At 69.4% G+C, this 18,386-nt stretch carries 17 protein-coding genes; 1 reads left to right on the top strand and 16 read right to left on the bottom strand.

The genetic code is table 11. The features are described from left to right. Positions 1 to 423: 423 nt before the first annotated feature. The 3 genes from mobF to L3Q67_RS01785 form a co-directional block, all read right to left on the bottom strand. Positions 424 to 5,547, bottom strand: coding sequence for a conjugative relaxase TrwC/TraI family protein (mobF, locus tag L3Q67_RS01795; RefSeq protein WP_499187848.1), 5,124 nt, complete (start codon positions 5,545 to 5,547; stop codon positions 424 to 426). Between the two features lie 330 nt (positions 5,548 to 5,877). Further along, entirely contained in the window at positions 5,878 to 6,090 is a 213-nt protein-coding gene (locus tag L3Q67_RS01790; protein WP_499187847.1) for a hypothetical protein, read from the bottom strand. 69 nt (positions 6,091 to 6,159) lie between these two features. Further along, on the bottom strand, positions 6,160 to 7,359 hold the full coding sequence (locus L3Q67_RS01785) for a hypothetical protein (RefSeq protein ID WP_499187846.1): 1,200 nt from the start codon (positions 7,357 to 7,359) through the stop codon (positions 6,160 to 6,162). Positions 7,360 to 8,139: 780 nt separating this feature from the next. On the opposite strand from L3Q67_RS01785, the gene L3Q67_RS01780 reads away from it, so the two are divergent. Next, positions 8,140 to 8,814, top strand: a complete 675-nt coding sequence (locus L3Q67_RS01780) for a hypothetical protein (RefSeq protein ID WP_499187845.1) — start codon at positions 8,140 to 8,142, stop codon at positions 8,812 to 8,814. A 60-nt stretch (positions 8,815 to 8,874) separates the two neighbouring features. Here L3Q67_RS01780 and L3Q67_RS01775 read toward each other — a convergent pair whose 3' ends face one another. The 13 genes from L3Q67_RS01775 to L3Q67_RS01715 all read right to left on the bottom strand — a co-directional run bounded on the left by L3Q67_RS01775 (position 8,875) and on the right by L3Q67_RS01715 (position 18,326). Continuing rightward, complete coding sequence (locus L3Q67_RS01775) at positions 8,875 to 9,321, bottom strand: hypothetical protein (RefSeq protein WP_499187844.1); 447 nt, start codon at positions 9,319 to 9,321, stop codon at positions 8,875 to 8,877. 94 nt (positions 9,322 to 9,415) lie between these two features. Then, positions 9,416 to 9,805: a hypothetical protein gene (locus L3Q67_RS01770; protein ID WP_499187843.1), complete on the bottom strand. Its 390-nt coding sequence runs from the start codon at positions 9,803 to 9,805 to the stop codon at positions 9,416 to 9,418. Positions 9,806 to 9,943: 138 nt separating this feature from the next. Then, the gene (locus tag L3Q67_RS01765; protein ID WP_499187842.1) at positions 9,944 to 10,453 is read right to left on the bottom strand and encodes a single-stranded DNA-binding protein; all 510 of its coding nucleotides are present in this window, start codon (positions 10,451 to 10,453) and stop codon (positions 9,944 to 9,946) included. A gap of 290 nt (positions 10,454 to 10,743) precedes the next feature. Then, positions 10,744 to 11,526, bottom strand: a complete 783-nt coding sequence (locus L3Q67_RS01760) for a hypothetical protein (RefSeq protein WP_499187841.1) — start codon at positions 11,524 to 11,526, stop codon at positions 10,744 to 10,746. Positions 11,527 to 11,567: 41 nt separating this feature from the next. Then, positions 11,568 to 12,659 carry a DUF4192 domain-containing protein gene (locus L3Q67_RS01755; RefSeq protein ID WP_499187840.1) on the bottom strand — a complete coding sequence of 364 codons (1,092 nt, stop codon included), beginning with the start codon at positions 12,657 to 12,659 and terminating at the stop codon, positions 11,568 to 11,570. A gap of 41 nt (positions 12,660 to 12,700) precedes the next feature. Beyond that, the gene (locus tag L3Q67_RS01750; RefSeq protein ID WP_499187839.1) at positions 12,701 to 13,138 is read right to left on the bottom strand and encodes a hypothetical protein; all 438 of its coding nucleotides are present in this window, start codon (positions 13,136 to 13,138) and stop codon (positions 12,701 to 12,703) included. Continuing rightward, on the bottom strand, positions 13,135 to 13,521 hold the full coding sequence (locus tag L3Q67_RS01745) for a hypothetical protein (protein ID WP_499187838.1): 387 nt from the start codon (positions 13,519 to 13,521) through the stop codon (positions 13,135 to 13,137). Before L3Q67_RS01745 ends, L3Q67_RS01750 begins: the two co-directional genes overlap by 4 nt. Before the next feature lie 119 nt (positions 13,522 to 13,640). Further along, positions 13,641 to 14,006 carry a hypothetical protein gene (locus tag L3Q67_RS01740; RefSeq protein WP_499187837.1) on the bottom strand — a complete coding sequence of 122 codons (366 nt, stop codon included), beginning with the start codon at positions 14,004 to 14,006 and terminating at the stop codon, positions 13,641 to 13,643. Between the two features lie 264 nt (positions 14,007 to 14,270). Next, a complete protein-coding gene (locus L3Q67_RS01735; protein WP_499187836.1) occupies positions 14,271 to 14,690 on the bottom strand; it encodes a hypothetical protein in 420 nt (139 codons plus the stop codon). A gap of 212 nt (positions 14,691 to 14,902) precedes the next feature. Continuing rightward, positions 14,903 to 15,685, bottom strand: a complete 783-nt coding sequence (locus L3Q67_RS01730; RefSeq protein WP_499187835.1) for a deazapurine DNA modification protein DpdA family protein — start codon at positions 15,683 to 15,685, stop codon at positions 14,903 to 14,905. Between the two features lie 19 nt (positions 15,686 to 15,704). Beyond that, the gene (locus L3Q67_RS01725) at positions 15,705 to 16,421 is read right to left on the bottom strand and encodes a hypothetical protein (RefSeq protein WP_499187834.1); all 717 of its coding nucleotides are present in this window, start codon (positions 16,419 to 16,421) and stop codon (positions 15,705 to 15,707) included. Continuing rightward, entirely contained in the window at positions 16,411 to 17,385 is a 975-nt protein-coding gene (locus L3Q67_RS01720; protein WP_499187833.1) for a bifunctional DNA primase/polymerase, read from the bottom strand. Before L3Q67_RS01720 ends, L3Q67_RS01725 begins: the two co-directional genes overlap by 11 nt. After that, on the bottom strand, positions 17,382 to 18,326 hold the full coding sequence (locus L3Q67_RS01715; protein ID WP_499187832.1) for a PP2C family protein-serine/threonine phosphatase: 945 nt from the start codon (positions 18,324 to 18,326) through the stop codon (positions 17,382 to 17,384). Before L3Q67_RS01715 ends, L3Q67_RS01720 begins: the two co-directional genes overlap by 4 nt. Positions 18,327 to 18,386: the final 60 nt, after the last annotated feature.

Genomic DNA, 18,386 nt, shown 5'->3' with positions numbered 1-18,386 from the left:
ACCGCTTCACCCTCGAACACGACAACGACACCGGCGACTCCTGTGCCGAGTCCCACGAGGCGACGTCACCGGGAAGCGGTGCGGAGGCAACCGTCGTGTCGCCAGAGGAGTGACCACGCCCGAACTCTCGACGCCTGCGAGCTCATAGAGCGTCGTTTCCTCTACCCCTGCGGGAGTCAGAATCGGCGCCCCTGAGATCCGCGTTGGCCTTGCGGCCTGGGTCTCCCGCCAGGGGCCACTTCCGCCGCCTGGGCCGAGCGATCTGCCTTGGTGACGGTCGGGGGCCTGCCTGGTGACCTGCGAGTTTTGAGGTCGCACAGTTTTATGTTGAACGGGGGCTGGGTTCGTGTCCCGCCCGGGCCGCCTATTGGGCCGAGACCGCGCCAGTGTGACAGTCGTCCGCCAAGCGGAGTGCAGTAGGTGTCAGTACCCAAGTCCGGTATGAAAGTCGTCGCTGTGGCCATGGTGGACGTCGTCGAGTTCGTCGTCTGCTTCGCCGTGTCGGGCGGCGTGCTGGGCTTCGTTGTCTTGGCGGAGTCGGTCGGCGTGGGCGGCGACGCCGCTGGTGAACTGGGCATCGAGGGCGTCGCGGGTGTCGCGGCGTGATTCGAGGGTGAGCATGGCGTCGGATTCGAGGTCTTCGCGGTCTGGGTTGGTCATGAGCTGCCTCCATTGGTTGGTGACGTGCTGCCAGGCGTCGGCTTTAGGGCCGTGGCCTGTGGGTTGCGCACCGAGTGGGGAGGCAGGATCGGTGCTGGTGATCGCGTAGGTCTCACGGTACGCCGCGGCGAGGGTGATCGTCTGGTCCCAGTGCTGCGCGAGGTCGGCGTTGTCCGGGCGGGTCCCGATCCGGGTGGCCCACCGTGGCTGCTCGCGGAGCACTTGGTCGTGGAGCTCGCCGGCGCGGCTGTGGATCTCGGCATTGAGCGCGTCGAGTCGTTCCAGGGCGCCGCGGTGTTCGCCGGGGCGTCCGAAGTCTGGTTGGGCTTGCCAGGGGAGCGCCCGGTGGTGGCCTTCGCCGGCGCGGTGGCGGTGGGTGAGGGCAGCGACGAGAGCTTCTCCGGTGCGGCGGTAGTCGCGGTCTCCGGCTCCGGTGGTGGTGTCGGCGAGGTGGGTGACGGCGTCGGCGAGCGCGGTGTCGGCGTCGAGGCCGAGGGCTTCGCCGCCGGCTGCGTGTCCCCAGACGAGACCCCATTGCGGGCTGTCGAGGGCTGCGTCAGGCAGGTGGCGAGCGACGATGCTGCTCCACCGGTCGACCTGGGTTGCGCTGGGCTGAGCGATGCGAGCCGGTGGGGCGTGCTGGCTGCTGTGCTCGGCGACGCGCTTGGCCAGCACGGCGGCGGGGTCGTCGGCCCAGCTGAACCCGGTGTCGTCGGCGAGCTTGCGGACCAGTCTGCCGGCTTGCCAGCCCTGGTCCTGGGCGCGCGCCAGTGCGGCGAGGGCGACAGGTTCGGCTCCGGCGTTGATCGCGCCTGGGACGTGGCGGGCGAGGATGTCGAGGTATCGGTCCTCGTCACCGTCGCGGGCGAGCAGCTCGTACCGGCGGACGAGCACGTCCAGCGGCTCGGCCACCAGACGGTCCTCGGCGTCCTGGGTGAACTCGGTGAAGACCTCGGGAAGGTCGAGGTCGGCGGACTCGGTCCCTTCGGCCTGGTCGGGACTTGGGCGGTCGGGCGCTGGCTTGGTCCCGGTGGAGGCGGCGGCCCAGCGTTTGGTGAGGGTGTGCCAAGCGCGTGCTTTGGCGCCGTGGCTGTCGGGCTTGCCGCCGAGCGGTGCGGCCGGGTTGTCGTTGGTGATGCGGTAGGTCTCGCGGTAGGCGGCGGCCAGGCCGACGAGGTCGTCCCATTCCTCGGCCGCGATCGGGTTGCCCGGGCGCTCGCCGAGCCCGGCCGCCCAGGCCGGTGGGGTACGGATGGCCGCGGCGCGCAAATGTTCGACGCGGTTGGTGATCGCGGTGTTCATGTCGCGCAGGTACTGGGTGTGTCCGGGGTGGTGGCGTGCGGCGGCGAAGTCCGGGCGCGCGAGCCACGGCACAGCCGGCTCGTGGGCTTCGCCGCGGTCGATTCGGTGGTCGAGTTCGGTGGCCAGGGCGGCGTCGGCGTAGCGCTCGTCGGGCATAGGGTCAGGCAGCGCGGGCCGTGCGGCGAGCTGGTGTGCGACCACGGTCAGGGCGGCGTCGACGTCGAACCCGGTCGCCAGCGCTCCGGCCGCGCGCTGCCACACCGGGGCCCATCCGGGGTCTTCGACCGCGGAGTGCGGGGCGATTGCGTCGACGATCCCGCGCCAGCGAGTGACATCGCTCGGCTGTGGCGGCGCGGTCGGTGGGGGCGGAGTGCGGTGTTCCAAGTGGCGGGCGATGCGCTCTTGCAGGACCGCGCCGGGGTCGTCGGCCTTGGCCAGGGAGCTGCGGCCGAGCGCGGCGCGGAGGAGTGCGTCGGGTTGCCAGCCGGCGTCGTAGGCGTTGCGCAGGGTCTGGATGAGCGCGGGTTCGCTGTCCAGGTCCACGGTGGCGGGAGCGCGGTGGGCGAGGATCGCGCGGTAGCGGTCGTCATCGCGGTAGGTGGCGGTGTAGTTGTAGCGCAGTACCAGCGTGCCCATCGACACCGCTTCGTCCAGCGCCTCGCGCACGGTTTCGGTGGCCGAGACCTCGGCACCCGAGTGGTGCAGCACCCCGGTGAGCACCGATTCCGGGGACACCGGTTCCGGGGTTTCCTGGTGCTGGTCGATGACGTGGTGGTGGGTGATGACGTAGATGAAGTTGCGGAGCATGGCGCGGGTGATGCCGGGGTAGAACTGCTCACGGGTCATCGTCGGTGGCACCAGCAGGTGGGCGTTGCCGGTGCTGGTCATGCCCTGAACGCGGTTGATGGTGGCGGCGTAGGCGAGTTCGACGTGTGCTTGGACGTACCCGGCCGGCAGTGTGATGGCGGCCTTGTGACCGCGGTGCTGGACGGTGATCTTGCCGCTGGCGTGGACAGCGGTGACGGTCCAGACATCGCCGTTCTTGACGAAGTCCTTTCCGCCGAACAGCGACAGCAGACGTTGGTTGTGGCGGGTGACGACCCAGTCCCCGGCGCTCGCTGTGGTGGCGTCATGCAGCTCCACATCCCGCCCGCGGTCGACAGCGCCTTGGCTGAGGCGCCGTTCGCGGGCGTCGATGTTGAGCGCGACAGTGTCCTCGTTGGTTGGCACGATCAGCAGCGATTGAACGCCGGCGTCGAGGTCGGCCTGCCAGTGCGAGCGTGCGGCGTGGCGCATCGTCTCCAGCGACCCGTCGGAGACCCGGCCGCTGTCAAAGTAGTACTCGAGCCCCTTTGGGTTCCAGGCCCGGATCTGCAACGATGCCGCGGCCTGCTCATCTCGATCTTCGCCGCGGAACCGCACGATTTCCTGAAACCGCACGGCGCCGACGTCGTGGGCGATCAGCCTGATCGCACCACCGGCCTCGACGGCAGCCAACTGCGCGTCGTCCCCGATCAGCCGCACGTCGGCGCCATTGGTCAGCGTGTACTTGACAACCTTGTGCAGCGTGTGGGTGCCGGCCATCGCCGCCTCGTCGACGATCACTAGGTCCCCGGCCTCCATCGGAAACGCGCGATGGGCGAAGCCGAACCACCGCGCAGTGGTGAGCTGGTGCAGCGTGTGCGGCTTTGCGCCGATCGACGCTCCGAGCTCTTGGGCCGCCCGGGCAGACGGGCCGAAGGCGTACACGCGGTGCCCGGTGCGTCGCCACGCGGTCGCCAGAACCTTCATCGCCGAGGTCTTCCCCGCTCCGGCCGGGGCCAATGCGAGCTGTAGGCGTCGGCCGGAGCGGGCAAACTGGCGCACCATCTCCGTCTGCCCGGCGTTCAATCCCCGGCCGTTAAGGGCCTTCTCGACGGTGTCGACTCGCAGTCGGTGGCCGCCGCCGCGGCGTGCCCAGGCGACCAGGTCACCTTCGGCGGCGAGGGTGGCGGTGGTGGTGTAGCGGGTGGAGCGGTGCTCGACGAATACTGATTCGCCGTCCCGCCGGCGCAATGAGGCGGGCTCGTCGACCGCAGTCGGCCCGACGAGGGTGAGAGTGTCGGGCTGGGCGAGAATGGTATCGACGACGTCGTCGACTAGCTGTTCCCGCTTGTCCACGGGCACCTTCAGGTGCGCGGTCTGGCGGTGGGCTTCGGCTGCGAGGTTCCACCAGGAGAAGTGGCTGTAGTTGTCTGACACCACATCCCGCGTCGCCTGGGCGAGTTTGGAGATGTCGAACGCATCCGGCTCGGTGCGCCCGGTGAGGAACACGTGGTCGGCGAGCGTGTCCAGGACTGTGGCGGGCACGAGGGTCAACGCCTGCTCGCGCCACGCCCGCAGATGTTCCGGAAGTGTCTTGGGTGGCTTTTTGCCGGGGCGGCTGTCGTACTGGGCGGCACGGTCGATGGCGAAGATGTCCTTCGGCGTCGGCTCCTTCCCGTGCTGGGCCTTGAACTCGACGATGCGCTTGGCCCGGGCGGCTTCGAACTGGCGATGACGCTGGGAGAACAGCTTCACCAGATCGACCGGAACACCTTCAAGCTGCCAAACCGGCCGCTTCATGTCCACGCCCTCAGCGCCCCGCTGCACCCAGGACGCGCCCTGTTCGCGGAAGAGGTCACGCAAGCGGTTGTCGAAGTACTCCGAGGCGGTCACTGTCGCGGCCAGGACGGTGCGGCCGTCGAGGGCGGTCCATTCGCCGTCGTCGCTGCGCTGCACCTTCGACGAAATCAGCACGTGAAAATGCAAGTGTGGGTCGGACGCGCGGGAATCCCAGTGCTCGAAGAGGGCGGCGACGATCCCGTTCACGTCGACCTGAGCCTCACCCATGTTCCCACGGCGGGTGTACGCGATGTTGCGTTCCATATAGGACACGGTGTCGAGGGCTGCTTGGCGGGCCATGCCGACAATGCGCTTCCGCTCGGCTGGTGACGCCATCGCCCACGCGATAGAGACGGTCTTGTCCGGTGCGAACACGGCCTCGAACCCGGACACCGCGGACTTGAGGTTGCGTTTCTGTTCTGCCAGCCACTGTTTCAGTTCCGTGTCGCTGGCGGGGCCGTCGCCGTCGTGGGCTTTGCGGTAGGCCTGCAGCTGAACACCGCGGCGCAGCTCGGCGCGTGTGGCCGCGGAGATCGGCGCGCCGACCGGACGCCCGTGCAGGCGGTTGTGATCCTTGTACGCCTGCGACACCTGCGAGCGCAGGTGATCCAAAGCGGAGTACTGCGGGAATCGCCGACCTAATCTGGTGGCGCGCAGGGCTTGTTCCGCGGTGGCGCCGTCGGCGATCATCTCGGCTTCGATCGCGTCGGCGTGCGGGTGCCGGCCCTCTCCGAACAGCGCATTCATCTGCGCAGGAGTAACTTCGCCGGAGAGCCCTAATGCTTCTGCTCCGGCGCCAAACCATTGGCCTGCCGGGTAACCACGGGAGAGGTAGTAATCACTCAACAGCTCGCCAGGCTCGAGCCGTCGGTCGCGATCGGCGCACGCGACCGTGTTCGTGAGGTACTCATGACCACCAGGGCTCAGCTTGCGTAAGCCCATCACTACTTCACACCGTACGCCCAAAAATCGAAATCGCCCACCCGGTTCAGAACGTCTGCAAGACGTGCTGTGTGCGGGGTAGGTCGCGGTAGCGGTGAGGCGGGGGCGGTGGCGTAGTGGGCGTGGTGGGGCGCGGCTGGGTGGTGGTGTGGTGGGGGGTGGCGTGCGGGTAGGGAGTGGGCGGGTAGGTGTGGCGGGGCAGTCTCGCGGGGTTCGCCGCACGGCGCGCGGCGGCCGGTCGCGTGCGCGCGCGGCCCGCGTTCGGGGGGCGGGCATGACAAAGCGGGCCGCCGGTCGGTGACCGGCGGCCCGCCCTGGGGTGGTGCTGGGCTAGTGCGTGGTGAGCTGGTCCAGCTCGCGACGGATGGCGTCGGCGGGGACCACCTCGGACACGGAGCCCTGCGTGCTGGTGGCCCACTGGGTGTGTCGGGTCAGCAACTCGCGCAGGTAGGCGGCGACCTGTGCGGGCGCGTCGGTCGGGATCGCCTCGGCGGCGGTGAGGTGCTGGTCAATCTCGGTGATCAGTTCGTCCAAGCTGCTCATCTTGGCTGCTCCTGTCGGGAATTGGGGCGGGGCACCCCGGCGCGGGGCGCCCCGCCGTGCGAGAGGGCGTTAGGCGACGGCGGCGAGTTCGCGCGCGGGCTCGGCGTCACGTAGCGGCGGCGCGTTGCGTTCCTGGCAGATCTCGCACCGGTGATCGGCGCTGGGGCTGCGCTGCTCGGTCGGCGTGCGCTCCAGGTTGCACGCGGTGCACAGCGCGCCCGGGGCGATGTGGCGCAGCGCGGCACGCTCGTAGTCCTCATCGGACAGGGCGTAGCCGGTCAGCTCGGAGTCCAGGTCTCGGGTGTCGTCGGTGTCGCGGTGCCGTTCGCGTTCGCCTTCGTAGGCGTCCGCTGCCCGCTCGTCCTTACGGACCGTTCCCGCACTGGGGATCGCGGCGATGATCCGCCGGTAGTCCTGGTCATATTCCTCGTCGGCCTCGGTGTTGACGTAGGGAGTTCGGGCGCGCCGCTCGGCCGTCTCGCGTGCGGGCGCTTCCGGCGCGGCTGGTGCGGGAGCGGGGTCACTCGGCTCGGGCCGCCGTGCCGCTTCGGCTTCGCGGCGGCACGCGTCCGAGCAGTAGGCGAGTTCGGGTGTGTCGGACAGGTTGCCGTCACAGTTGCCGCAACGCCGAGTCTCGGCGGCCTGGGCCTGGCGCTGCTGGGCGCGCCGCTCCGCTCGGGCGCGCGCATGGGTTGCGCGCTCTTTGCTGGCGTAGATGCACGCGGTCAACAGCGTGCGGTGGCCCTGGTCGAGTTCCGGCCAGAGCTGGTAGCCGGTTTGAATGGCGTGCACCACTGTGGGGTGATCGGCGCTCGGGTTCTTCAGGAGGGCGGCGCACGCGGCGTAGGTGTCGCGGTGCTCGCCGCTGGTGGCGGCGTTGAGCCACCGAAGACGGTTGAGCGCGTCGGCGATGCGCGGCGGTGCCTCGCGCAGCAAGACGGTGACCTCGTTGGGCTCGGACGCGGTGATCGCGCGGCGGGATTCGGTGACGTAGACGCAGCGGCTGTAGAGTTCGCGCTCTAGCTCGCCGAAGCTGTCCCACTCGGCCGATGCGGTACGCACGGCATTGAGCACATCGGGCGTGATCGCCTGTTCGGTGGTAAGCAGGGTCGCGCACGCGGCCAGGATCGCGGGCGGCTGTTCGCCGCTGCTCTCGAACACGCGGCGTAACTCGGTCAGTGTCGAGCGGACGCGCGGCGGCTGCGCCTGCAATGCCTGGACAACCTTTGCCACGCGCTTACGGTGCTTTTCGTGAATGGTCGAAACCATGATTGATCCTTAACGGTATTTGCGATGTGTCCGGGTTTCGCCTCCCGAACGCCTTGCAACGTCAAGGTTAGTAGCTGTTTCTGCAGGTCACAAGCACCTTGCGGGTATTATTTACGCCAATTTAAGGTCATTTGCACCATCTGAATTGGCGCGAATCCTGAAATTGTGTCGTCTTGGAATTGGTGGTTCCTGTGGGGCTGCTGGGTGGTTGTGCGCGCGGGTGGTGAGTGCTGGTCTGCTTGGGGAGGGTGACCAGGTGCTGAGTGGGTGGTGGGTGGCCCCGAAGCACCTGGGGCAGGCCCCCGGCCTGCCCTTATGGCTGGCCCTAGGGAGCGAGGGGACCCGAATGCAAGGACGCCGTAGGCGCCGCGAAGCGGTCGAAGATCCTTGTATTTGGGGCAGCGACCGCACAATTTCGGGGCCACCCACCACCCGCGGACGTGAGGCGAATCGACAACGTGCCCACCAACAACTCGATGAAGGAGACCGAGCGCTGTGAGCTGGGGAAGCACTGGCCGAGCATGGGGTGCAGCAGGGCGCGGCTATCCTGGAGGCAGCGCCTCGTGGGGTCAACGGTCCCGGCGAGCGAGGCGTCAGCGGACCGCCGCGACTTTCGCCAGTTCCCTGCTTGGCAGGGGCAGCCCCTTGCGGGCTGTTGCGGCGGTTCCGCGCCCTTACCCCGACGCTCGCCGGCTCGGTACTATCCGCGAGTCGCAGCGTGAGCGGCGGGTGGCACGTAGTCTGGGGCAGACCGTAGCCCTCCCCACGGGGAGGTTTGGCGTGACCGGGAAGTCAGGCAGCGCACCGCGGCGGAGGCGGCGCCGGTCGACGGCGGCGCTGGAGCGGCTGGAGGCCGCGCGGCGTCGGCGGGCGGAGCAGTTGGAGCGGGAGCGGGAGAACGAGCAGCGCGTGGATGAAGCGTTGACACCGTTCGCGGAGGCGGCCACGGCGATTGAGGGCGTGGAGCGCAGGCGCGACGACCGGCTGGCGGCGTTGACGGCGCAGCTGGAGCGCAAGCTGGCGGCGCTGGAACGGCAGCGAGCGGCGAAGGTGGCCGAGCATGAGCGGCTGGTTGAGCAGTTGCGCGTTGACGCGGAGATGGAGATTGCGGAGTTGCGCCGGGTGATGGGTGTGTCGGTGCGGCAGATCCGCGCGGCTGACGTGAGCGTCACTGACGCCGCGGGGATGCTCGGTATCCCGGCGAAGGCGGTGAGCGCGCTGGCGCGCGAAGTCGCCGACGACGAGGCGGCAGGAGCGCGCGGCGGCACGGCGGCGTCGGACTCGACGAAGGCGAGTGCGCTGTTCGAGCCGGAGACGCGGCAAACTGGTGACGAGAAGTCAGCCGCGGCTGTGCCGGACAGCGCAACGGACAGGGCAGGGCCTGTGCACGGCGAATCTGCGAATCAGGTCGTGAAGACCGACGAAGCTTGGTCGGCGTCGCCGAGCCAGGAGTAGACGAACCCGACACACGGTGGGGGCGGCATCCAGGGTGCCGCCCCCACCGTGTGTCGGGGTTCAGGTGGTGGCTGCTTGCTGCTGCCCGGCAGCGCGGGGGGTGTAGCGCTGCATCGCCAGGCGCTTGCGCCAGCGGTAGTAGAGGACCATGCCCGCGACGCCGCAGCCGAGGATGAAGCCGAAGGCCCAGTGCGTGGTGGTCTGGCCGGTGGTGACGTGGGGGAACTGGCCGACGAAGAGTGCGCCGGGCATCGTGGCGGCTCCAGCAAGGATGAATCGCTGGTGGCGGCGAGACAGACGCGGCCGGATGCGACGCCGCGTGCTGTAGGAGACGATGAGCCCGATCAGCGATCCGATGATCAGCGCACCGGGCAACGCGCCGAGCATTACGGGCTCGATGACGGCGGTAAACGCCAGGGCGAGGTAGCCGATAGGCACCGCGCCCAGGTACACGCCAGCGCCGCTGGCCAGGCAGAGGCCGGGGAACGTGATGCCGTAGCGGGTCATCGTTCGAGCGTAAAGGACGAAGGCAACGCTAAAGGGTGATTTTCCGTCCGGCGGTCTCCTCGGCCGGTTGTGTATCGACGGACCGGACGGGCGACTAGCCATACCGGATCCCGGCCCGGGTCATGACGGCGGTCAGTGTGTAGCCGGGCATGATCCTCCCAGGGCTGAGGTGGAGCCAGAGGGTGGGCCAACGGGGGACTGGGCCGCGTCCGGCGCGTCGCAGCAGGTAGCCAGTGAGGTAGTCCAGTGGGCGCCGCTCGTGCGGCGCGGTGTCGGGGTCGGCCGGTGCTGTAGGGGCCCAGAGGTGGCGGGGATTGGTGGGGATCGGGCCCGGGGCGAGGTAGGTGTAGCCGTTGTCGTCGGCGCTGGAGTGGTAGGGGGTGACGAGGACTCGTGCGAGCGCGTCGGTGGTGCGGTCGTCGACGCCGCCGAGCTCCTGGTCATAGGCGAGCAGGTGGGGGTGGACGAGATCAGCCTCAGCCATAGAACCCTCCGGGGAGCTGAGCGCTCGGGCAGCAACAAGGGAAGGGGCGGTGGGCCAGCGGCTGCAGCTGGCCCACCGCCCCTTCAGGGGAGGTGCCCGGTCGGCGGGGAAGTACCGGCCGGACACCAGCAGGGAGACCTAGAAGTCGAAACCGCTGCCACCGCTGCCCGCGCCGGCAAGCTGCGGTTCCGGCGCCGTGCCCCACGGGTCGTCGAACTCGGCGGGCGGTTCGGTTGCGGGAGGCGCCTCATCGACCTTGGCGGGCTGGGTGCGCTTGGTCTTCTTCGGCGCCTTGGTGATCTCGGCGGTGGCGTAGCTCAGCTCCGGGCCGATCGCGTCGATGTCGAGTTCGAAGACGGTGCGCTTCTCGCCTTCCTTGTCGGTGAAGCTGCGCTGCTTGAGCCGTCCCTGCACGATGACCCGGTCGCCGCGGCTGATGCTGTCGACGACGTGCTCGCCGCGCTGGCCCCAGGCGTTGCAGCGCAGGAAGGTCGCGTCGCCGTCCTTCCACTCACCGGTGTTCTTGTCGAAGGTCCGCGGGGTGTTCGCCACGGTGAAGTTGGCGACGAAGGCGCCGCTGGGGAAGAAGTGGCCCTCCGGGTCGGCGGTGGTGTTGCCGATGAAGGTGATGACGGTGTCTCCGGCCATGGTGTCCTCCTGGGCTCGGTTGGGGTGTGGAACGGCGTAGCCCGAGCGCGCCCCGTCCGGGGCGTGGTCCTGGCCCGCCTCATCGGTCCGGTGTGGACCGGCCGCTACAGGGGCAGCGCGCACCGGCAGTGGTGACGGGCCGGTTCACCCGGGCGGATCGTGGCCGGGCTTGAGGGCCGGTGAGCCCCGGGGCGGGGTGTGCTTTGCTTCGAGCGGTCCACACATCGGCGAGCCTGAGAACACCGTGGGTGGGCCTCGGCACTCCGGTCGGGACCGTCCCGCCGGTCTGCTCAGCTCTGGGCGGCAGACCACAGCCAGTCGTGCCAGCCGATGCGGTAGAGGCCGCGGGGATCGGGTGAGACGCGGTCGGGGAGGTAGCCGTCCTGCCTGCTGTAGCTGTCGTCGAGCAGGACCAGCTCATCGCGTTCCCAGTACGCGCGGATGGTGCCGCGCTGGGCGAGGTGCTGCTGGTTGAGCCACACGGCGAGCGCGTCGGCGATGGAGCGGCGGAACTGGGGCAGGATCGCGCGCCCCGCGGAATCGGCCAGGCGGGCGGGAAACGACGGGTTGCTGTGGCTGGTGGGCAGAGCGGCGAACGTGATGGCCCTTTCCCCGCGCTGTGGCCGGAGGGCGTCCGGGGTGAGCAGTTCGCGACCGCGCGTGAGGACGTCGTCGGCGTCGGCATCGGGCACGGTGAGCTCCCAGGTCCAGGCGGGGTGGCCGGAGAGCGGGTAGAGCCCGTCGGCGTCGGGCTCGATACGGCGTACGTCCAAGCGCGCAGCACCGGCGGCGGTGAGTCCGGCGGGCAGGCGGGCGATGACGGGCCCGGATACGGCGGCGGGAGTGTCCGGCGGCGCAGGAAGCAGGTCTTGGGAGAGGGTGGGGCGCGGCAGGGCGAGGGCTTCGGCGACGACGTCGGGGCGCAGCCGCGGCCGGATCCAGCGCTGGCCGCCGTGACCGGTGTGACGGGCGTGGTCGATGCGGGCGGGCAGAGCGCGGCTGGGGGGCAGTTGGCCGGTGGGGTCGGCGAGCGCGATGTAGTGCTCGCCAGGTGTGGCGGTATGCGACGACATGAGCGGTGCAGCTCCCTTCGGGCAGATCTCGAGCGAGAAGTTCAGCCACGGTCAGTGCCGGGGCGTTGTGTCCTGACTCGCTGCGGAGGGCGTCGGGTGACCGGATGGGGACGGATGCCGAGTTGGGCGCTTGTCTGTGCGCCCGCCTGGCGGGCGAGGTCGGCGAACTTGCGCGGGGGCACGCCCGCATCGAGGAACTTGGTGAGGATCCAGCGCAGTTGCAGAGGCTCGGTCACGGCGTCGGCAGCGGTACGTGCCCAGATGCCGTTGCCGCGCTGGTAGGTGTGCGCGGCCACCACGAGGGCGAGGTGGCTGGCGTGCGGCTCGGGCGCGAGCGGCCACAGGTGCATCGCCAGGTCCTCCAGGCCGAGGTGGTCTTGGTCCGAGTCGGCGATGAGCAGCAGATCGCGGAATTCGGGTACGGCGAAGGTGGCGATGAGGTCGGCGTGGTCGTCGTCACCGACGGGCAGCTGACCTTGGGCTGCGGCACGAGCGGCGGAGGTGGCGCGCGTCAGTCGCTCGGTGGCTCGGACGGGGGTGAGTCGATCGGCGAGGGCCCGGCGCGAGGCCGACTGGATCAGCGGGGCGAGGCGGTCGCGCTCGGCGGACTTGGCAGGGGTGAAGCGCGCAGCGAGCTGGTCACGGTCTGCGGCGATGGTTTCACCGGCGACGGTGACGGCTGCGGCCGCGGCCGTGGTGGCCGGGTCGGGCAGCACACCGGAGGCACCGTCGGCCGTGTACGCGCGCCACGGAGCGCCCTCAGTGAACTCCGGTGTCCACACAGCCAGCATGGAGTCGATTCCCTGTGCTTGCAGCAGCATGGCCAGCTCGGAGACTTGTGTCCGCAGGGGGAGGTCGCGCGGGGACTGCTGATCGGTGCCGTCCGGGGTGGTGATGACGACGAGAAGCTGGTCCACGGGCGAGTCAGCGAAGACCCTCGCGATCGTCTCGGCGCTCTCGCGGGAGAAGTGGTGGGCTGGCGGGATGTCGTAGCGGATGACAGGCCCTCGAAGGCTCAGGTGATCGCCGCTGTCTGTCAGGGCGAGGACGATTACCGAGTCCGAAGGGGTCAGGAGCAGCAGGGCGGGCACGGAGGCGATCAGCGTGCTCACACCGGAGTTCGGGATAGCCATTGTGGACCCCTTCCAGGGACGGAGGCGGGCGCGGGCGGTGATCAGGCGGGGAGTTCGCGGTCGAGGGTGCGGCGGGCGATGGTGGCGATCCGGGGCAGCGATGGCGGGTGGACGCCTTCCCCGTCGGGGTCGAGGAGGCCGTTGACGGTGAGCAGCCAGTAGTCACCGCGGGTGCTGTAGGGCGCGTTCTCGCGTCGGTAGATTGCAGTGACGCGACGGTGATCGCGCAGAGCCGCGGCGGTGACACGGATGCCGATCGGCGCGCGACTACGGCGGGTTTCCAATTCCTGATAGCGCAGGGAGATCGGCGTGGCGGCGAGGGCACGGCAGAGTTCGACGAGCAATCCGCGGGCGACGTTCCAGGCGCCGGGTTCGCCGAGGCCGCCGCGGCGGGGGATGTTGCTGTCGACGGTGTCGGGCAGCAGGTAGGACCGATTCCAGTCGTGAGGCGTGAGCCAGCGGTAAGGGGACATGGTCATACCGCCTGGTTCGCGACGGTGATGGCGCGGGTGAGGATGCTTCGGGCCTTGGACCGCAGGGCGCGCTGGGTGGAGGTGCGGTAGTGGTCGAGGTCGCCGTAGAGGGGGCCGCACGCGGCGGTGACGGCGGCCTCGGTGCACGCGCCGGCCGCGGTGAGGTGCGGGAAGGCGGCGTCGACGACACGGAAAGCCTCGGTGAGGAACCGCACGTGCGGTGACTGGTTGACCGCACGGATGAGCCGCGCTTTGCGCTGGCGCAGCTGCTGAAGAGGGCCGGTGACGCTGCCGGGCGCGTCGGGCAGGCGCCGTCCGTTGAGCTGGGTCTCCACGAGATGGCAGGCCAGCTCGAAAGCGGGGTCGTCGGTCGTGGCTGGAATGGACACGGTGACCTCCTTGGCGAGGGAAAGGACTTGTCCGGATGCGTGTTCGAGCGGTCGCGCGATAGCGAGCGCCGGGCCGCCAGTGGAGAGCGACCCGGCGCTGGGAGAAGGGACCGGTGGGGCTACGCGGGTGTGATCCCGCGTGCGGTGTCTCGGGAGTGGACAAACCAGTCGGTGATGCTGACGTCGCTGTCGCCGGAGTTGACCGTCAGGGCGGCGTTGACAACGTCGTCGAGCTTGTCGATGTCGTCGAGGTTGTCGACCTTGACTTCTACCGTCAAGCGCAGGGTTTGGCTGTACTCGGTGGGTATCGGGTCGAGGCCAAGGTCTTCGAGGACCTGGTTGGTTCCGGGCGTGCACCATCCGAGGCGTCGCTGTCGAAGTATCTCCTCGCGAACTCGATAGGAGAATGCGTGATGGCGGTCGCGGATCTCGGTCACGGTGAGGCCAAGGGGCAGTTCTGACGAAGCGGTGTCGGCGTCGGGCATGACACGAATCCTTTCGGTGACGGTAGCTGTGCGGGCGCTGCGTCGATTCACTGTTCGCACCGCTGCCGACGGAGATAGTCGCGGAACGTGCTAAGCGTGACGTTGGCGTTACCAACCTGCTGTGCGTGCTCAAAAAGGTCACGGCGACGTGCCTGATCCAGCAAGGATCGGGCGGCGGCACGTTTCTGGGCCGCGAGTCGCGGCCCGGCGCCGTGGACGGCACGAAGACCGTTGTGCGCCAGCGTACGCAGCTCCGCAGCGGACTTAGCCACGCTCGGCCTCCTCGTCATGGATACGCGGCCATCCCACGCCGACGCTGACGGTGTCGATGAGCGCGGCATCGGTCCCGACCGCGTCGCTGAGCATCTGGGCGATCGTCTCCTGCACGGAGGCGTGGTTGACCCTGAGCCGATCGACGTAGGGGAACGCCTCGTCGGCGTCATCGTGCGGCGTACGGACATCGAAGGTGAGGATGACGCGGGTTTGGCTGTAGCGGGTGACGTACGGCGTCAGCCCCAGCCGTTCCAAGGCGCAGTTGAGCCTGTCCAGGTCCATCTCGGCCTCTCGGTAACCTCGGATGGCGCGGTCGCGTACCCGGGTCCGAAAGTCCTCGTATTCCTGCCGCGCCCGCTCCACTTCGGAGTACCGGAGCGTGGTCGTCTCACGATCATCAACACTGGTCATGACGGCGAATCCTTTCGATATCAACATCGGAGACGGATAGACACGCAGTCGCTCCCGTAGTCGGGCGGAGAGGTGCGTGCCGTGCGCACCTGACGAGCGCGCCGCAAGCCCGGCCATGGATCGTGGAAGTGACGTGGCGCTACGGCGGATGGCCGGGCTCGCGGTGCGCTAGGGTGCCGCGCGGGGCACGCGCACACCGCCCGAGTGCTGGACTACCGCCTCAGAGCGGGCTCACCGGTCAGTTCCACAGCCCTGCGATACCAGCGGAAGGCCGCGTCTCGACAGTTGTTACACGGCCCGGAGTGAGTGCACCCAGGCAGAGGTCGGTTACTCCATCTCCCTGTGCGCGACCATGCCATCGAGTCCATACTGGACATATCCGTCGGGCGGCGCGCGAGGACGTCCAACGAGACGCCGAACCCATGGATGGAGATACCGATGTCGCGAAGCTGGCGGATGATTCGGACGACTGTCGCGGTATCACCGCGCTGGCGTCGGCACAGGCTGCCAACCCCGACCAGCGGCTCCCGTGTCAGATCGATTCCGGCTTTGCGGTACTGAACAACGTGTTCGATGTAGTGCGCCAGCTCCCAGCCTTGTAGGACAGGAATCCAGGGTATGAATGGGAAATTGTCACGCAGGTACAGCAGGTTCTCGGTGGTGTAGTACTGGTGCATCCCAACGGTCAGCCTGGAGGCCTTGAGAGACCAGGGTTCGCAAGGCATGTCCTGCGGTGAGCAGAAAATCGGAGGTGTGCCGACGTTATGCAGGACGCGGGTCACGCGCGATCCGAACAGATCGGGGTCAACGCGCCACCGGCCGAAGCGGGAGATCTCGTTGTACGCGCCACTGTCGAGTACCCAGGGCGTGAATGCCTTCGGGTGGCGTTCCCAGTCGCTGGCGTAGGTGTGCAGGATGTTCAGCGACACGCACATCGGCACGCGGAGTTGTTCGAGCCAGCGTCCACGATGGACACCCAGATACACGTCCGTCATCACGGTACCTCGGTTGAAGTCAGGCCGTGGTGGCGGCGGTGTGCTCGGAGACGAAGTGGGTGCACACCACGGGTTCGAGTCGCTGTGCGGCATGGACCACGATGTCGATCGCGGTACGGAGGCATTCCTCGACGGCACGGTGGCTGAGCCGGGTGGTGCGGTGGTGGTGCACGACGAGCGAGTCGGGCGGGAGGAGACGTTCATGGCGGACGCCGTCGCGGAACAGTTCTTCGACGCTGCAAAGGGTCGCGACGAACCCGGTGTCGGGCTGGAATGCGATGCGCAGGCGCGCTTGCCGTTGCCATCCACTGGTGTGTGGGGCGCCGACGCTCCACCGAGCGGTGGCGGTGTGCCGGTCGTAGTACACACCCGGTCGGTGGTGCGGCAGGTCCAGTTTCGCGGCGTCGATGCCGGGGGAGGTCTCGGTGGCGGCGGGGTGTTCGGGGTGTACATGGACTTTGTGGATGGTGTAGCCACCCGCGGGGTCGCCGTCGATGGCGAGCCACTGTCCCTGGTCCTGCACCACGGTGCCGGTGCGCTCGGAGGCGTCGTGGGGGCCACTGTCGTAGGTGAAGTGGACGCGGTCGCCGGCGTGGTAGCGGCGCTGCAAGGAGATCTGGAGGTCTACGGGCAGCGGCTCATGCAAAGGAATGAGGACCTTTTCGAGGTCGGTGCTGAGCGGTTTGCGCTGCCACAGCCAGGTCCGGGCGGCGGCGGTGACGGGGTCAGCGGGCACGGTGGGCCTCCTGTGGACGGTCGGGGAGGATGCGGCGGGTGCGGCGCCCGGCGGCGATGCCGTCGCGGATGGTGGTGGTCAGTTCCTGCCAGGTGAACTCGGCGACGCCGACGTGGTGGCGGGCGGCTTCGGTGAGGTGGGAGGTGATGGCGGAGTGGCTGATCCAGTCGTTAGCCAGCAGTTCACCGAGCGCGGCGGCGGCCGCGTACAGGGTGATGTGCCGCTGGCCTTCCTCGGCCACCGCGACTTTGAGGGTCTCCGCGTCGAGCGCGGCGCGGACGTAGGCGGTGACCCGCCGGCTGGTGGCGGGCAGCTCCGGGCCGGGGGCCGGGCGCGGTGGCGGTGGTGGAGGGGTGAGTCTGGTGATCAGCCAGTCCGGCAGGATCGCGATCGGGGCGTCGCGGACGATGCGGTAGGGCACCGGCTGGCCGTGTACGAGCCCGACGGAGCCCGGCGCGGCGATGAGCGAGCCCGGCCCGCGGGTGTCGGCGTGCCAGCCGAGTCCGCGTCCGCGTTCGCCGACCGTGCTGCGCACCTCCGTGCCCGGCCGGAGCCGGAAGAACCGGTGCTCGCCGTCGCGCGGTGTCGCGACGATGAGGGTGTCGACCGGGTCAGGCTGGTGGGCGCGGGCGGCGAGCAGGGCGATGACGTCGCGGCCGTGGCTGACTCCCCGGGCAGCCCAGCGCGGGGGGACGCGGCCATGCGCTGCGTCGAGATCGAGCACCAGCAACCTCGATGGACCGCACGCCACGCCGATGTTGTCCTCGGGGTGACGGCGCCACCACCGGCGGATCCGTGCCGGGTCGCGGGTGGCCTGGCGTTCCCAGCGCGCGATCGCCGGCCGCTTCGTGCGAGGCGCGAGCGGGAACACCGCCCACCCGCGGTCGGCGGCCTCCAACGCGGCGTCGAGCAACGCCGACGAGGTGGTGGGCGGGAGGACCGGCAGGTGCGGCGAGGTGTTCATGCCCTCGCCTCGCTGTCGGAGGTGGGATCGATGACCAGGGCGGTGGCGTTGTCGGTGCCGCCGAAATAGCGGGCGGCGAGCGTGAGCTTGCGCGCGCGCGTGGCCGGGTCGGTGAAGGTGGCGGCGGCGCGGGCGAGGGAGCGGTGGGGGACCGTGTTGTGGATACCGTCGCTGGTGAGGAGCAGGCGGTGGCGGCGTCCGCGGGTGGTGGTGTGCCCGAGGGTGCTCGGGGTCGCGGTGGCTACCGAACTGGTGACGATGCGGTCGTTGGCGGCGGCGAGCTTCTCGAGTTCGCCCGGGCTGAAGGACGAACTGTGTGCCAGTGCGGTGCGCAGTTCCTGACCGCGGGTGTGGTCCTCGGTGAGCTGGGTGAGCACCTCGGTGTCGGCGCGGTATTCGTAGGCGCGGCAGCTGCCCACCCACGCTATGTCCCAGCCACCACCTTCGTGGCTGGGCAGGGGCGTGACGACGACCATGACGGTGTCCTCGGCGCCGCCGGGCAAGGTCTCGGCAGCGGCGAGCAACCCGGCAACAGCGCCGTGTTCGGCGGCGACGTAGGAGGCTTTCGCCGCGGCGTGTGCGGCGGCGTGAGCGGCGTTGACGTGGTCGCCGATGCCGTCGGCGAGGGCCCAGCCGTGGTGCTGGCCGGTGATCGACACGTGCACACCGGTGGCGTCGGCCTGGTGATCGCGCTCGCCGATCCGGCACGCCCAGCCAGGGTGGAACATCATGTGACGGGGGGCGAACCGGCGGTGGTGTCGGGCGAGAACGCGGGCGTCGTGGCGGGACTCGGCGCACTCGGCCCAGCCGCACCGGCACACCGCGTGCGCCCAGTCCGGACCGGGCGGGAGCTGGACATGCGGCCACACGGGGTGGTGCGACGCCGCAAACGTGGTGGTGCGGTGGAACTGCTGCGCAGCGGGGGGAAGATGCGGGTGCATCCGATCTCCATTCCACCCGGCCCAGAACGGGCCGGGAAGCTGGTGGGTGAGCACAGGACG

It is taken from the genome of Saccharothrix sp. AJ9571 (assembly GCF_021725495.1).
GTDB lineage: Bacteria > Actinomycetota > Actinomycetes > Mycobacteriales > Pseudonocardiaceae > Amycolatopsis > Amycolatopsis magusensis.
This window is presented reverse-complemented; position numbering and strand designations above follow the sequence as displayed.

What these genes read in the sequence shown, in the direction of transcription:
- mobF (WP_499187848.1), bottom strand. Translation starts at nt 5,547, where the DNA reads ATGGGCTTACGCAAGCTGAGCCCTGGTGGTCATGAGTACCTCACGAAC.
- L3Q67_RS01790 (WP_499187847.1), bottom strand. Translation starts at nt 6,090, where the DNA reads ATGAGCAGCTTGGACGAACTGATCACCGAGATTGACCAGCACCTCACC.
- L3Q67_RS01785 (WP_499187846.1), bottom strand. Translation starts at nt 7,359, where the DNA reads ATGGTTTCGACCATTCACGAAAAGCACCGTAAGCGCGTGGCAAAGGTT.
- L3Q67_RS01775 (WP_499187844.1), bottom strand. Translation starts at nt 9,321, where the DNA reads ATGACCCGCTACGGCATCACGTTCCCCGGCCTCTGCCTGGCCAGCGGC.
- L3Q67_RS01770 (WP_499187843.1), bottom strand. Translation starts at nt 9,805, where the DNA reads ATGGCTGAGGCTGATCTCGTCCACCCCCACCTGCTCGCCTATGACCAG.
- L3Q67_RS01765 (WP_499187842.1), bottom strand. Translation starts at nt 10,453, where the DNA reads ATGGCCGGAGACACCGTCATCACCTTCATCGGCAACACCACCGCCGAC.
- L3Q67_RS01760 (WP_499187841.1), bottom strand. Translation starts at nt 11,526, where the DNA reads ATGTCGTCGCATACCGCCACACCTGGCGAGCACTACATCGCGCTCGCC.
- L3Q67_RS01755 (WP_499187840.1), bottom strand. Translation starts at nt 12,659, where the DNA reads ATGGCTATCCCGAACTCCGGTGTGAGCACGCTGATCGCCTCCGTGCCC.
- L3Q67_RS01750 (WP_499187839.1), bottom strand. Translation starts at nt 13,138, where the DNA reads ATGACCATGTCCCCTTACCGCTGGCTCACGCCTCACGACTGGAATCGG.
- L3Q67_RS01740 (WP_499187837.1), bottom strand. Translation starts at nt 14,006, where the DNA reads ATGCCCGACGCCGACACCGCTTCGTCAGAACTGCCCCTTGGCCTCACC.
- L3Q67_RS01735 (WP_499187836.1), bottom strand. Translation starts at nt 14,690, where the DNA reads ATGACCAGTGTTGATGATCGTGAGACGACCACGCTCCGGTACTCCGAA.
- L3Q67_RS01730 (WP_499187835.1), bottom strand. Translation starts at nt 15,685, where the DNA reads ATGACGGACGTGTATCTGGGTGTCCATCGTGGACGCTGGCTCGAACAA.
- L3Q67_RS01720 (WP_499187833.1), bottom strand. Translation starts at nt 17,385, where the DNA reads ATGAACACCTCGCCGCACCTGCCGGTCCTCCCGCCCACCACCTCGTCG.
- L3Q67_RS01715 (WP_499187832.1), bottom strand. Translation starts at nt 18,326, where the DNA reads ATGCACCCGCATCTTCCCCCCGCTGCGCAGCAGTTCCACCGCACCACC.